At 61.0% G+C, this 13,978-nt stretch carries 11 protein-coding genes; 5 read left to right on the top strand and 6 right to left on the bottom strand.

Annotated elements, in window-relative coordinates:
- Positions 1-212: 212 nt before the first annotated feature.
- Entirely contained in the window at positions 213-1,676 is a 1,464-nt protein-coding gene (locus AC07W4_RS27385) for a glyceraldehyde-3-phosphate dehydrogenase (protein WP_015095946.1), read from the bottom strand.
- Between the two features lie 363 nt (positions 1,677-2,039).
- Here AC07W4_RS27385 and mfd point away from each other — a divergent pair, with 363 nt between their 5' ends.
- The 3 genes from mfd to AC07W4_RS27370 are packed head-to-tail and all read left to right on the top strand — an operon-like array spanning position 2,040 to position 8,778.
- Positions 2,040-5,489 carry a transcription-repair coupling factor gene (mfd, locus tag AC07W4_RS27380; RefSeq protein ID WP_495034665.1) on the top strand — a complete coding sequence of 1,150 codons (3,450 nt, stop codon included), beginning with the start codon at positions 2,040-2,042 and terminating at the stop codon, positions 5,487-5,489.
- Between the two features lie 10 nt (positions 5,490-5,499).
- Positions 5,500-6,078: a CsiV family protein gene (locus AC07W4_RS27375; RefSeq protein ID WP_495034664.1), complete on the top strand. Its 579-nt coding sequence runs from the start codon at positions 5,500-5,502 to the stop codon at positions 6,076-6,078.
- 6 nt (positions 6,079-6,084) lie between these two features.
- Positions 6,085-8,778, top strand: coding sequence for an SNF2-related protein (locus tag AC07W4_RS27370; RefSeq protein ID WP_495034663.1), 2,694 nt, complete (start codon positions 6,085-6,087; stop codon positions 8,776-8,778).
- 140 nt (positions 8,779-8,918) lie between these two features.
- Here the strand turns inward: AC07W4_RS27370 and AC07W4_RS27365 are convergent, their stop codons facing one another.
- The 3 genes from AC07W4_RS27365 to AC07W4_RS27355 form a co-directional block, all read right to left on the bottom strand.
- Positions 8,919-9,656, bottom strand: a complete 738-nt coding sequence (locus tag AC07W4_RS27365) for an S-methyl-5'-thioinosine phosphorylase (protein ID WP_495034662.1) — start codon at positions 9,654-9,656, stop codon at positions 8,919-8,921.
- Between the two features lie 12 nt (positions 9,657-9,668).
- On the bottom strand, positions 9,669-10,667 hold the full coding sequence (nagZ, locus tag AC07W4_RS27360) for a beta-N-acetylhexosaminidase (RefSeq protein ID WP_495034666.1): 999 nt from the start codon (positions 10,665-10,667) through the stop codon (positions 9,669-9,671).
- 170 nt (positions 10,668-10,837) lie between these two features.
- Complete coding sequence (locus AC07W4_RS27355) at positions 10,838-11,545, bottom strand: TetR/AcrR family transcriptional regulator (protein WP_007974041.1); 708 nt, start codon at positions 11,543-11,545, stop codon at positions 10,838-10,840.
- 229 nt (positions 11,546-11,774) lie between these two features.
- Here AC07W4_RS27355 and lexA point away from each other — a divergent pair, with 229 nt between their 5' ends.
- Positions 11,775-12,383: a transcriptional repressor LexA gene (lexA, locus tag AC07W4_RS27350; protein WP_495034661.1), complete on the top strand. Its 609-nt coding sequence runs from the start codon at positions 11,775-11,777 to the stop codon at positions 12,381-12,383.
- A gap of 10 nt (positions 12,384-12,393) precedes the next feature.
- A complete protein-coding gene (sulA, locus tag AC07W4_RS27345) occupies positions 12,394-12,870 on the top strand; it encodes an SOS-induced cell division inhibitor SulA (protein ID WP_495034660.1) in 477 nt (158 codons plus the stop codon).
- Between the two features lie 93 nt (positions 12,871-12,963).
- On the opposite strand, the gene AC07W4_RS27340 is transcribed toward sulA, so the two are convergent.
- Together AC07W4_RS27340 and AC07W4_RS27335 are read right to left on the bottom strand one after the other, a co-directional pair.
- The gene (locus tag AC07W4_RS27340; protein ID WP_015095953.1) at positions 12,964-13,197 is read right to left on the bottom strand and encodes a hypothetical protein; all 234 of its coding nucleotides are present in this window, start codon (positions 13,195-13,197) and stop codon (positions 12,964-12,966) included.
- 94 nt (positions 13,198-13,291) lie between these two features.
- Positions 13,292-13,816 (bottom strand): DUF6586 family protein, encoded by a 525-nt coding sequence (locus AC07W4_RS27335; protein ID WP_008052975.1) that lies wholly within the window; start codon positions 13,814-13,816, stop codon positions 13,292-13,294.
- Positions 13,817-13,978 lie beyond the last annotated feature (162 nt).

Here is a 13,978-nt window from a genome sequence, read left to right as displayed (position 1 = left end):
GTCAGGCAGGCCGCGTCAGCTGGACTCACGACTGCTTCGCAGCCGAACGCAGCCTCGCGGGCTCGGCAGCTGCTACAGATCGCATTACCGCTTAACTGACTGGCATTAACCGCGCCGCCTGTGATTTTTTCGCGAGCAAGCTCGCTCCTACAGAAACGCACAAACAAAAACGCCCCGACCAAGGCCGGGGCGTTTCATGTGCAGCTAAAGGCTTAGCGTGGGAATGCTGGCGGGTTTACACCGGCCATGTCTTCCATCACGCGAACCACCTGGCAGCTGTAACCGAACTCGTTGTCGTACCAGACGTACAGAACAACGCGGTTATCCTGGGTGATGGTCGCTTCAGCGTCCACTACGCCTGCGTGGCGCGAGCCAACGAAGTCGGTGGAAACCACTTCCTGGGAGCTCACGTAGTCGATCTGCTTGTGCAGGTCCGAGTGCATGGCCATCTGGCGCAGATACTCGTTGATCTCTTCGCGAGTGGTGGCCTTTTCCAGGTTCAGGTTCAGGATGGCCATCGACACGTTCGGCGTAGGAACGCGAATCGCGTTGCCGGTCAGCTTGCCCTTGAGCACTGGCAGCGCCTTGGCGGCTGCGGTGGCGGCACCGGTCTCGGTGATAACCATGTTCAGCGGCGCGGCACGACCACGACGGCTGCCCTTGTGGAAGTTGTCGATCAGGTTCTGGTCGTTGGTGAACGAGTGAACAGTTTCGACGTGGCCATTGACGATGCCGTACTTGTCGTTGACTGCCTTGAGCACCGGCACGATGGCGTTGGTGGTGCAGGACGCCGCCGAGATGATCTTGTCGTCAGGGGTGATGTCGCCATGGTTGATGCCGTGCACGATGTTCTTCAGCGCGCCCTTGCCAGGTGCGGTGAGGATCACGCGGGCAGCGCCCGGGCAGGCCAGGTGCTGGCCCAGGCCGTCGGCGTCACGCCATACACCGGTGTTGTCGACGATCAGAGCGTTTTCGATGCCGTACTGGGTGTAGTCGACTTCGGTCGGGCTCTTGGCGTAGATCACCTGGATCAGGTTGCCGTTGGCGGTGATGGTGTTGTTGGCTTCATCGATGGTGATGGTGCCATCGAACGGACCATGGACAGAATCACGGCGCAGCAGGCTGGCACGCTTGACCAGGTCGTTCTCGGCGCCCTTGCGGACAACGATGGCACGCAGGCGCAGGCCGTCGCCGCCACCGGTTTTTTCGATCAGGATGCGCGCCAGAAGACGGCCGATACGACCGAAGCCGTAGAGGACAACGTCGGTGCCTTTGCGGGCGGATGCGTTTTGCTGGCCAACCACGTCGGCCAGTTCTTCACGGACGAACTGCTCGGCAGTACGGCCATTGCCTTCGGCCTTGAATTTGGCCGCCAGCTTGCCCAGGTCCACCGAAGCGGCGCCGAGCTTGAGTTCGCTCATCGCCTTGATCAGCGGGAATGTTTCGTGGACGGACAGCTCGCTTTCGTCGGACTGACGGTGACGAGCAAAGCGGTGAGCTTTGAGAATCGCAATGACTGAACGATTGATCAGGCTGCGGCCATAGATCGAACTCACCACGTTGTTATTGCGGTAGAGCTGACCGATAAGCGGAATCATCGCTTCTGCGAGTGCTTCACGGTCGATCCATTCACCAAGACACTGGTCGGGCTTCTGAGTCACGGGAACCTTCCACATGTAGGGGCAGAAAAAAGGGGCTACATTATGCCGCCGAGTGACAGCGGTAGCAATGCGCGCCCGTCGTGCTTTACGTAACAATTCGTCGTTCAAAAAAATTACGCCCCGCGCAAACCCAATAAAACCGGGGCTTTCAGCGCAGTCAATTTTTTGGAGGTCACGCCTGGTTGTCCGTAACCCTCCGTAACACTCGTTGTTTTTGCCACTACATATTCAGTAATTCCTGGCAAAAAACCGCCGAATTTTGTCTTTACCACTACATTTCACCAAACCCGTGCTTTAGGCGCAGTCAGCAACTGACAGGCGGCATCGTTGACCGCTACAATTGCCGACTTTGTCGCAACGCTTGGAGCTCAACCTTCCGTGCCCGTTCTGCGTCTACCGCTTCTCCCTGCCACGGCAGGTAAACAGCACTGGGGCAACCTGCCCGGTGCCGCCCTGAGCCTGGCCATTGCCGAGGCCGCCAGCGCTGCCAAGCGCTTTACCCTGCTGCTGACCGCCGACAGCCAAAGTGCCGAACGGCTGGAACAGGAGCTGGGTTTCTTCGCCCCGGATTTGCCCGTATTGCACTTTCCCGACTGGGAAACCCTGCCCTACGACCTGTTCTCGCCGCACCAGGACATCATTTCCCAGCGCATCGCCAGCCTTTATCGGCTGCCGGAATTGAGCCATGGCGTGCTGGTGGTGCCGATCACGACCGCCCTGCATCGCCTCGCGCCGACCAAATTCCTGCTCGGCAGCAGCCTGGTGCTGGATATCGGCCAGAAGCTCGACGTCGAGCAAATGCGCACCCGGCTTGAAGCCACGGGTTATCGCTATGTCGATACGGTGTATGAACACGGTGAGTTCACCGTTCGCGGTTCGCTGATCGATCTGTTCCCGATGGGCAGCAAGCTGCCGTATCGCATCGATCTGTTCGACGACGAAATCGAAACCCTGCGCACCTTCGACCCGGAGAACCAGCGTTCGATCGACAAGGTTGATTCGGTCAAGCTGTTGCCGGCCAGGGAGTTCCCGCTACAGAAAGAAGCGGTCACCCGTTTCAAGGCGCGGTTCCGCGAGCGCTTCGATGTCGATTTCCGCCGCTGCCCGATTTTCCAGGACTTGAGCAGCGGGATTACGCCGGCCGGCATCGAGTACTACCTGCCGCTGTTCTTCGAAGAAACCTCGACGCTGTTCGACTACCTGCCCCAGGACACGCAAGTGTTTTCCCTGCCGGGCATCGAGCAGGCTGCGGAAAACTTCTGGAACGACGTGCGCAATCGCTATGAAGAACGCCGCGTCGACCCGTCCCGTCCTTTATTACCACCCGCCGAACTGTTCCTGCCGGTGGAAGACTGCTTCGCGCGCTTGAAGAACTGGCCGCGCGTGGTAGCCAGTCAACAGGATGTGGAAAGTGGTGGCGGTCGCGAGCGCTTCCCGGCTCGCGAGTTGCCGAACCTGGCCATCGAAGCCAAGGCCACCCAGCCGTTGGCGGCGTTGGCCGGATTCCTCGACGAGTTTCCCGGTCGCGTGCTGTTTACCGCCGAATCCGCAGGCCGTCGCGAAGTGCTGCTGGAGCTGCTGGAACGCCTGAAGCTGCGACCGAAAACCGTCGACAGCTGGCCGGACTTTGTCGCCGGCAAAGACCGCCTGGCGATCACCATCGCGCCGCTGGATGAAGGCCTGGTGCTGGACGATCCAGCCCTGGCCCTGGTTGCCGAAAGCCCGCTGTTCGGCCAGCGCGTGATGCAGCGCCGTCGCCGCGAAAAGCGCGCCGATGCCAACAACGATGCCGTCATCAAGAACCTCACCGAGCTGCGCGAAGGTGCGCCGGTGGTGCACATCGACCACGGTGTCGGTCGCTATCTGGGCCTGGCCACTCTGGAGATCGACAACCAGACCGCCGAATTCCTTGCCCTGGAATATGCCGAAGGCGCCAAGCTTTACGTGCCGGTGGCCAACCTGCATCTGATCGCCCGCTACACCGGCAGCGACGATGCCCTGGCCCCACTGCACCGCCTCGGTTCCGAGACCTGGCAGAAAGCCAAGCGCAAAGCCGCCGAACAGGTGCGCGACGTGGCCGCCGAGTTGCTCGACATCTACGCCCGCCGTGCCGCCCGTGAAGGCTATGCCTTTGCCGATCCGAAGGCCGACTACGCCACCTTCAGCGCCGGCTTCCCGTTCGAAGAAACCCCGGACCAGCAAACCACCATCGAGGCGGTGCGCGAAGACATGCTCGCGCCCAAGCCGATGGATCGCCTGGTGTGCGGCGACGTCGGCTTCGGCAAGACCGAAGTGGCGATGCGCGCCGCATTCATCGCGGTGCATGGCGGTCGCCAGGTGGCAATCCTGGTGCCAACCACCCTGCTCGCCCAACAGCACTACAACAGCTTCCGCGACCGCTTTGCCGACTGGCCGGTGACCGTGGAAGTAATGAGCCGCTTCAAGTCGGCCAAGGAAGTGAATGCGGCGGTTGCGGACCTGGCCGAAGGCAAGATCGACATCGTCATCGGCACGCACAAGCTGCTGCAGGACGACGTGAAGATCAAAAACCTTGGCCTGGTGATCATCGACGAGGAACACCGCTTCGGTGTGCGCCAGAAAGAACAGCTCAAGGCCCTGCGCAGCGAAGTCGACATCCTGACCCTGACCGCCACGCCGATTCCGCGCACGCTGAACATGGCGGTGTCGGGCATGCGCGACCTGTCGATCATCGCCACGCCACCGGCCCGCCGCCTGTCGGTGCGCACCTTCGTCATGGAGCAGAACAAGAGCACGGTCAAAGAGGCCTTGCTGCGTGAGCTGCTGCGTGGCGGCCAGGTCTATTACCTGCACAACGACGTGAAGACCATCGAGAAATGCGCCGCCGACCTGGCCGAACTGGTGCCGGAAGCACGGATCGGCATCGGCCACGGGCAGATGCGCGAACGCGAACTCGAACAGGTGATGAGCGATTTCTACCACAAGCGCTTCAATGTGCTGATCGCCTCGACCATCATCGAGACCGGCATCGACGTGCCGAGCGCCAACACCATCATCATCGAGCGTGCCGACAAGTTCGGCCTGGCACAGTTGCACCAGTTGCGCGGCCGGGTCGGACGCAGCCACCACCAGGCGTACGCCTACCTGCTGACGCCGCCACGCCAGCAAATCACCCCGGACGCGGAAAAGCGCCTGGAAGCGATCGCCAACACCCAGGACCTCGGCGCGGGCTTCGTGCTCGCCACCAACGACCTGGAAATCCGTGGCGCCGGCGAACTGCTCGGCGACGGCCAGAGCGGGCAGATCCAGGCCGTCGGCTTCACGCTGTACATGGAAATGCTCGAACGCGCGGTCAAATCGATCCGCAAGGGCGAGCAACCAAACCTCGATCAACCGCTTGGCGGCGGTCCGGAAGTCAACTTGAGGGTACCGGCATTGATCCCTGAAGACTACCTGCCGGATGTCCACGCCCGCCTGATTCTCTACAAGCGCATTGCCTCAGCCACCGATGAGGACGGCCTCAAGGATTTGCAGGTGGAGATGATCGATCGTTTCGGCCTGTTGCCGGAGCCGACCAAGAACCTGATCCGCATCACTGCATTGAAGCTGCAGGCCGAGCAGCTGGGCATCAAGAAAGTCGATGGCGGCCCGCAAGGCGGTCGCGTCGAGTTCGCTGCGCAGACACCGGTCGACCCGCTGACCCTGATCAAACTGATCCAGAGCCAGCCAAAACGCTACAAATTCGAAGGCGCCACGATGTTCAAGTTCATGGTTCCGATGGAGCGCCCGGAAGAGCGCTTTAATACTGTAGAGGCGCTGTTCGAGCGCCTCGTTCCGAAAACTGCTTGAAGGACGCCGCATGCGCCTGTTTCGCTCACTGACCCTGCTGACCCTGTTGATGCCAACGCTGGTCGCACCCACGGCATCTGCCGATGACCTGTATCAGGTCGAAATGATTCTGGTCCGGCAAAACGCCGTACCGGCGATTGTCAGCCGCGCCGCGCCGGAAGACTGGGCCGCTGGCGCCCAACCCGTCAGCCCCGACAGCCTGCGTACGCCAAGCCTCAATGGCGAGGTGGAAAAACTCACCAGCAGCGCCGACTACACGGTGTTGCTGCACAAGGCCTGGCAACAGACTCTCGGCGAAAACGCCAGCAAAGTGGCGATCAGCGACGGCAAGGAACAATATGGTCAGTTCCCGATCGAGGGCACACTGAACATGAAACTGGGACGCTTTACCGACGTCGACGCCGATTTCTGGGTCAATCAGATCGATGCCAATGGCATGGTGACCGCCAGCGAGCGCTTGAAACAGGAAAGCCACACCAAGAACGGCCAGTTGAACTTCCTCGACAACGGCCACCTCGGCCTGCTGATCAAGATCACTTCGCTGACCGCCCCCGCCCCCCGAGCAGCTCCCGAAGAAATTCCGGACTGATTCCCTATGTCCGCGACCCTGAGCAAACCCCTGGCACCATCCTGGGTCAGCCGATTCAAGGAACAGAGCCTGGAGCGTGGTCGCCGTTACGCGCTGGAGAATCGTGTCAGGATCGTAGAGGCCGGCGACGCAACCATCGTCGCCGCGTGCGAAGGCTCGGGCGGTAACGTTTACCGTCAGACCATTCGCCTGCGCGAGTCAGCCAAAGGCACGCTGCTGATGGTCGACGCCACCTGCTCCTGCCCGGTCCACAACAACTGCAAACATTGCGCAGCGGTGCTCCTGCAAGTACAGGAAACCCTCGACTACCCCGCTGCCGCCAAAGACGCCGAACTCCTGGAAAAACTCCAGGCAGTCCTGGAAAACCGTAGCCCGAAAGCCCCGCCGCAAGTGCTGGTGGACAACGTGCAACCGGTACCGCGCCTGTGGCTGGCCAGCATCGAGTTCAGCGCCTTCGAACCGCGCAACGGTCGAATGCAGCGTTACATCCAGCATCGTGCAGCACTATCCTTCAGCTATCTGGACGAATACGTTTCCGGACAGAAGAACACCGACATCCTGATTCGCCAGGAAACCCAGACACTGCGGATAAAACGCCAGCCGGACGTGGAACAGTCCTACCGGGAACAGTTGCGAATCCTCGGATTCAAAGTCGCCACCCGGCAAAGCAAGGCCTTGCCGGAAAGCGCCGGCGAGCTGTTCGAGATGGTCAATGACAGCGCCTGGCTGACCTTTACCCTCAATGAACTGCCGAAGTTGCGCACCCAGGGTTGGGAATTGCAGATCGACGAGGACTTCGGGTTCGACCTGACGGCGGTAGACGACTGGTACGCCACGGTCGAACAGGCTCCGGAGCGTGACTGGTTCGACCTGGAACTGGGGATCATCGTCAACGGCGAACGCCTGAGCCTGTTGCCGATCCTGCTCAACCTGATGCGCTCCCACACCGAAATCCTCAACCCGGAACGCCTCGCCCGACGCCGCGATGACGAGCTGATCCTGGTCAACATCCCCCATCGCCCGAACTCCGAGCACGGCCCGCTGCAGGTCGCCCTGCCCTTCGGCCGCTTGAAGCCGGTGCTGGCCACCCTCGGCGAGTTCTACCTGCAGGAGCCCGGCGACACCACGCTGCGCCTGAGCAAGGCCGATGCCACGCGCCTGAACCCGCTGGAGGACATGCCACTGCTCTGGGAGGGTGGCGAACAGATCCGCACCTTTGCCCAGCGCCTGCGGGACATCAAGGACCACACGGCCGCCGCCCCGGACGGCCTGAATGCGACGCTGCGTCCGTATCAGCTTGAGGGCTTGAGCTGGATGCAATCGCTGCGGCAGCTGGAAGTGGGTGGAATTCTCGCGGACGACATGGGCCTGGGCAAAACCCTGCAGACACTGGCCCACGTTCTGAGCGAGAAAAACGCCGGCCGTCTCGATCGGCCGTGCATGGTGGTGATGCCAACCAGCCTGATCCCCAACTGGCTCGACGAAGCGGCGCACTTTACGCCGCAGCTCAAGGTACTGGCGCTGTACGGCGCCGGCCGCAAAAAGCACTTCGACAGGCTGACTGACTACGATCTGATCCTGACCACCTATGCGCTGCTGCCCAAGGATGTCGAACGCCTGGCGGCGCAGCCCTTGCACATACTGGTGCTGGATGAAGCGCAATACATCAAGAACCCGACCAGCAAGGCCGCCCAGGCTGCCCGCGAGCTCAATGCCCGGCAGCGCCTGTGCCTGAGCGGCACACCGCTGGAAAACCATCTCGGTGAACTCTGGTCGCTGTTTCACTTCCTCTTGCCCGGCTGGCTGGGCGACGTCAAAAGCTTCAACCGCGATTACCGCGTGCCGATTGAAAAACGCACCAGCGAGGTCAGGCTCCAGCACCTCAACGGCCGGATCAAACCTTTCCTGCTGCGCCGCACCAAGGAACAGGTGGCCACCGAGTTGCCGCCGAAAACCGAGATCATCCACTGGGTCGAACTCAACGAGGCCCAGCGCGATGTGTACGAAACCATGCGCCTGGCCATGGACAAGAAAGTCCGCGACGAGATCACCCGCAAAGGCGTGGCCCGCAGCCAGATCATCATTCTTGAAGCCCTGCTCAAGCTACGTCAGGTGTGCTGTGACTTGCGCCTGGTCAACGAGGCGACCCTGCCAAGCCGTGGCAGCACATCGGGCAAGCTCGACAGCCTGATGGAAATGCTCGAGGAATTGTTCGAGGAAGGTCGGCGGATCCTGCTGTTCTCGCAGTTCACCTCGATGCTGTCACTGATCGAAGACGAACTGAACAAACGCGGCGTAGCCTACGCCCTGCTGACCGGCCAGACCCGCGACCGCCGCACACCGGTGAAGGAATTCCAGAGCGGCAAGCGTCAGATATTTCTGATCAGCCTGAAGGCCGGTGGCGTTGGCCTGAACCTGACCGAAGCGGACACGGTGATTCATTACGACCCGTGGTGGAACCCGGCGACGGAAAACCAGGCGACCGACCGCGCGTATCGCATTGGCCAGGAGAAGCCGGTATTCGTTTACAAACTGATTGCGCGCGGCACGGTGGAAGAAAAGATTCAGCACCTGCAAAAGGAAAAATCCGACCTCGCGGCCGGCGTGCTGGATGGGCGCAAGGCCGGGGACTGGAAACTGCAGAGCGATGATATCGAGGCGCTGTTTGCGCCGCTGCCGGAAAATCTCGGAAAACGTTGAGATTTTTGGCGCCTGAACCGGCCTCTTCGCGAGCAAGCCCGCTCCCACAGGTTTAATGGCGTTCGTAGAGTTTGTGTTCGACGCGGTCACTGTGGGAGCGGGCTTGCCCGCGAAGGGAGCAACTCGGTGCCAAGACTGACTCAGCCCTTGAGCACCCGCGCCAGCGTCGACTTCACCTTGCCCATACCGTCATGCAACGCCTGCTCGATCTCGGCCATGGTAATCACCGCCGTCGACTTGCCCGCCGCCGGATTCACCACCAGCGCCAGGCAGGCGTAATCCAGTTCCAGCTCCCGGGCCAGGGCCGCCTCCGGCATACCGGTCATGCCGACGATGTCGCAGCCATCGCGCTCCAGCCGGGCGATTTCAGCCACCGTCTCCAGGCGCGGCCCTTGAGTGCAGGCATACACGCCATGACTGCTGTAGCCCACACTTTCCGCCGCCAATGCCGCAATCAGTTGGTGGCGCAACGGTTCGCTGTAGGGGTAGCTGAAGTCGATATGGGTGACGTGCTCCAGGTCATCGGCAAAGTAGGTGTGCTCGCGACCACTGGTGTAGTCGATCAACTGATGCGGCACGCAGAAATGCCCGGTGCCCATGGCCGCATGGATGCCGCCCACGGCGTTGACTGCGAGAATGGCTTCGGCGCCAGCCTGCTTCAACGCCCAGAGGTTGGCGCGGTAGTTGACCTGATGCGGCGGAAAACGATGGGGATGACCGTGACGCGCGAGGAACAATACTTCCTTGCCGGCATACTCGCCGATCTGAACCTCGGCCGAAGGTGCGCCATAAGGCGTGTCCACTGCCAGTGACTGGCGAATGCTCAGGCCTTCGAGCTGAGTCAGGCCGGTACCACCGATAATCGCGTAAACCGTCATAACGAACAGTCCTTAATCAATCAATTGAGCTTCTTTGAGCGCGCCGACAGCGGCCAGCCAGCGCGGGTCCTGACGGTATTCGGTATTGGCGAACGACTGGCCGCGCATCCGCGCAATGCGCCAGGAAGGCTTGACCTTCAGGCGTTGCGCAGCACTCAGGGCCAGCTCGGCGGCAGCGCGATCGTTGCACACCAGGCCCATGTCGCAACCGGCCGTCAGCGCAGCCTCGATACGACTGGCGGCATCGCCGACCACGTGGGCGCCCGCCATGGACAGGTCGTCACTGAAGATCACGCCATCGAACTGCAACTCGCCGCGCAGGATGTCCTGCAACCAGCGGCGGGAGAAGCCGGCCGGCTGGGAATCGACTTGTGGATATATAACGTGGGCCGGCATGACCGCGGCCAGTTGCTTGCTCAATTTGGCAAACGGCACCAGGTCATTGGCGCGGATCTCGTCGAGGCTGCGTTCGTCGTTGGGAATCGCGACGTGGGAATCCGCCTCGGCCCAGCCATGACCAGGAAAATGCTTGCCGGTGGCCGCCATGCCTGCGCTGTTCATGCCGCGGATGAAAGCACCCGCGAGCAAGGCCGCGCGCTCGGGATCACCTTCGAACGAACGGGTGCCGACAACCGCGCTGCGCTGATAATCGAGGTCGAGCACCGGGGCGAAGCTCAGGTCCAGGCCAACGGCCAACACTTCGGTCGCCATGATCCAGCCGCACTGCTCGGCCAGGTATTCGGCGTTCGGGTTGTCGGCAATGGCGCGCATGGCGGGCAGGCGCACGAAACCCTGGCGCAGGCGCTGCACACGCCCCCCCTCTTGATCCACCGCCAGCAGCAGATCGGGGCGAATGGCGCGAATCGCCGCACTCAGCTCGCGCACTTGACGCGGATGCTCGATGTTGCGGGCAAAGATGATCAAGCCGCCCACTTCGGGCTGGCGCAACAATTGGCGATCTTCAGCCGTCAGCCAGGTACCGGCGACGTCCACCATCAACGAGCCTTGCAAGCCAGCAGTCATAAAAATTCCTTGATAACAGAAAACCCGGCCCACACGCATTCGCCGCCAGGGGCAAGGCCTGGCAGATTGGCGAGTTCGATGGGAAACGGGTTCAGAACGAGAGTCGGCATGGGCGGCTAGCTTAGCGGATGTCTGCTGCCGCGCCCACCCGTGTGCGGTTAAACCTTGGCAGCAACCGGTGTCGATTTGCTACGTGGCCGCAACTGGGCCGTGGCCATGGCCGTATCGGTCACCCCGGATTCGGCACGCATGCCGGCGGCCAAGAACGGCACCATCAGGCGCATGACCTGCTCGATCGAGGTATTCACGCCGAAGTCGGTTTCGGCAATCGCGCGCAAGGCCTTGATGCCGGACATGCTGAAGGCCGCCGCACCCAGCATGAAGTGCACGCGCCAGAACAGCTCGATGGGTGGAATACGCGGCGCCGCTTCGTTGACCAGCATCATGTAGCGGCGGAACACCTTGCCGTACATGTCTTCCAGATAACGACGCAAGTGCCCCTGGCTCTGACTGAACGCCAGCCCCAGCAAACGCATGAAGATAGACAGGTCGTTGCCGCTGCGCGGCTGTACCACCAGTGCCTGCTCGACGAGGATTTCCAGCAACTCTTCGAGTGTCGGCTTGATTTCAGGCTTGGCCTGACGCCGCTCCAGCTCTTTATCGAGGCTGATGCAAAACGGCCCGAGGAACCGCGAGAAAACCGCCTGGATCAACGCCTTCTTCGAACCGAAGTGATAGTTCACCGCCGCCAGGTTGACACCCGCCTTGCTGGTGATCAGACGCAACGAGGTTTCGGCGAAACCTTTTTCCGCGAACAACTGCTCGGCTGCATCAAGAATGCGTTCAACGGTTTCCGACTGGGCCATGGCTACTCCGCCTGACAAACACTTGTTTGAAACATACGTTTCAGCCTGTGCATTGTCAAGTCTGGCAGTTCGTTTCGGGAATGGTCGGTCAGACATTTAACCACACAACGGCAAAGCTTCAATCCACTGACTGTTTGACCGTCCGGCGGCGACTGAAAAATGGAGCATTGCCAAGACCGCCTTACTGTATATAATCCCAGTCACTGTATAAAAAAACAGAGCGATCGATATGCTAAAGCTGACGCCACGACAAGCAGAGATTCTGGCCTTCATCAAGCGCTGCCTGGAAGACAACGGGTATCCGCCCACCCGCGCGGAAATCGCTCAGGAACTGGGGTTCAAGTCACCCAATGCGGCGGAAGAACACCTCAAGGCACTGGCCCGCAAGGGTGCAATCGAGATGACGCCTGGCGCCTCCCGCGGCATTCGCATCCCCGGTTTCGAAGCCAAGGCCGACGATTCCACGCTGCCGATCATTGGCCGGGTCGCAGCCGGCGCCCCGATTCTTGCGCAGCAACACATTGAAGAGTCCTGCAACATCAATCCCTCCTTCTTCCATCCGCGCGCCGACTACCTGCTGCGCGTCCACGGGATGAGCATGAAGGATATCGGGATTTTCGACGGCGATCTGCTGGCGGTCCACACCACCCGCGAAGCCCGTAACGGCCAGATCGTGGTTGCGCGAATCGGCGACGAAGTGACCGTCAAGCGTTTCAAGCGTGACGGCAGCAAAGTCTGGCTGATCGCCGAGAACCCCGAGTTCGCCCCTATTGAAGTGAACCTTCAAGACCAGGAACTGGTGATCGAAGGCTTGAGTGTCGGCGTCATTCGCCGCTAAAGGAGGCACCATGCAGTTCCCACAGACATCACCACAGCAAACCCAACTGCCGTTGTTCGAAGCGTTCATGGCACAGCCATTGGCGCCGATCCTGAAAGACGCAGTCGAGTCCCCCTGGAGCGCCGAACCTGACGCTTTCAGCGAGCTGTCACTGCGTGGTGCAGCCGGGAACTGCCTGAGCCTCCTGGCGCCGATCCTCAGGGAATTGAGCCAGGACCAGGACGCACGCTGGCTGACACTGATCGCACCGCCAGCCAGCCTGACTCAAGCCTGGCTGCGAGATGCCGGTCTCAACCGCGAGCGCATTCTGCTACTGCAACCGCGAGGCACCCAGAGCGCCCAGCAATTGACCTGCGAAGCCCTGCGCCTGGGTCGCAGCCACACGGTGGTCAGCTGGATCAACCCGTTGAGCCCACAATCGCGGCAACAACTGATCAGCGCCGCCCGCACCGGGGACGCTCAGAGCCTGAATATTCGACTGGGTTAACGGACAGGCAAGACGCGCGCTTCACCGCGCAAGGCTTCTCCAGGGACAGAGAAGCCGATGAGTAACGACATCAAGAAAACCGACGGACGGGGATCAATGAAGTACCCGTGACCCCTCGTCCTTGTCGAATTCGCCTTCAACCAGGCGACCTGCCATCTGGACTCCCACGCTCAACATCGCCTTGGCGACTTCCACGTGTTGCCCTTGCAGGAACGCTTTGGCGTCCTCGGAGAAATCCAAAGTAACCAGAGAACCCTCGTCCTCGGCCCTGCGCAGCTCGATACGGCCGTCTGGTAACTCGACAATTTCTAGAAAGGACGTTGGCATAAAGGACTGTTCTCCACGAAAGGCGGGGATTATATAGGCATCGGCCAGGCTTCGCTCGGGATCTTGACCAGATGCCATCCCGAATCTGTTTCTGTCAGCACTCGTTCAGGCCTTCGCGAAAGCGGATCGCCAATGCTTTCAGGTTCTGACGCCAGCTCTCCAACTCCTCCCGACTCAGCTCTTGCGGTGCCTCCTCTTCATCCAGATTGACAGCCTGGATCAGTGGCTGGGTCACGTCCCCTTTCGGCTTGCGGGGCGCGCGCGGCGGCTGAAACAACGCAGCGTGGGCAGCCAACAACCTGGCCAGCCAGGTCTCCGGGTTATTGGCCAGCTCGACCAGCTCTGCCATTTCCGGAATGGCGATGGTGTCCAGCACCTCGCGAGTCAGCAACAACTCTGCACGGGGCGCATTGGCCTGTGGCAAGCGATAGAAACCGGCGATTTCGTGACACAAGCCCAGTAGCGCGCCGTACAGGTGAAACAGCGCGGATTCGCGTCCGGCCTGGATCAGCGCCAGCGAATTCATTGCCCGCCCTTCTTCAGTGCGGGCCAGTGCTTCGAGCGACAAGCCGGCGAAATAGATCTTCTGATTGGTGCGGGTATACAGTTCGTGGGCCATGACGGCAGCCTCCACAACGAAATAATTGCTTCATGCAGGTTGGACAGTGTCGTGGATCAGCCGATCCGACCGCAAGCCCCTAATTCCAGTCAGTTAAGCGGTAATGCGATCTGTAGCAGCTGCCGAGCCCGCGAGGCTGCGTTCGGCTGCATAGCAGTCGTG

This window comes from Pseudomonas sp. GW821-FHT02A08, assembly GCF_059422045.1.
Note: the sequence above shows the minus strand (reverse complement) of the source record. Positions and strands in the feature narration are given on the sequence as shown.

Coding starts and splice junctions, on each gene's coding strand:
- AC07W4_RS27385 (WP_015095946.1), bottom strand. CDS start 1,676: ATGTGGAAGGTTCCCGTGACTCAGAAGCCCGACCAGTGTCTTGGTGAA.
- AC07W4_RS27375 (WP_495034664.1), top strand. CDS start 5,500: ATGCGCCTGTTTCGCTCACTGACCCTGCTGACCCTGTTGATGCCAACG.
- AC07W4_RS27370 (WP_495034663.1), top strand. CDS start 6,085: ATGTCCGCGACCCTGAGCAAACCCCTGGCACCATCCTGGGTCAGCCGA.
- AC07W4_RS27365 (WP_495034662.1), bottom strand. CDS start 9,656: ATGACGGTTTACGCGATTATCGGTGGTACCGGCCTGACTCAGCTCGAA.
- AC07W4_RS27355 (WP_007974041.1), bottom strand. CDS start 11,545: ATGGCCCAGTCGGAAACCGTTGAACGCATTCTTGATGCAGCCGAGCAG.
- lexA (WP_495034661.1), top strand. CDS start 11,775: ATGCTAAAGCTGACGCCACGACAAGCAGAGATTCTGGCCTTCATCAAG.
- sulA (WP_495034660.1), top strand. CDS start 12,394: ATGCAGTTCCCACAGACATCACCACAGCAAACCCAACTGCCGTTGTTC.
- AC07W4_RS27340 (WP_015095953.1), bottom strand. CDS start 13,197: ATGCCAACGTCCTTTCTAGAAATTGTCGAGTTACCAGACGGCCGTATC.
- AC07W4_RS27335 (WP_008052975.1), bottom strand. CDS start 13,816: ATGGCCCACGAACTGTATACCCGCACCAATCAGAAGATCTATTTCGCC.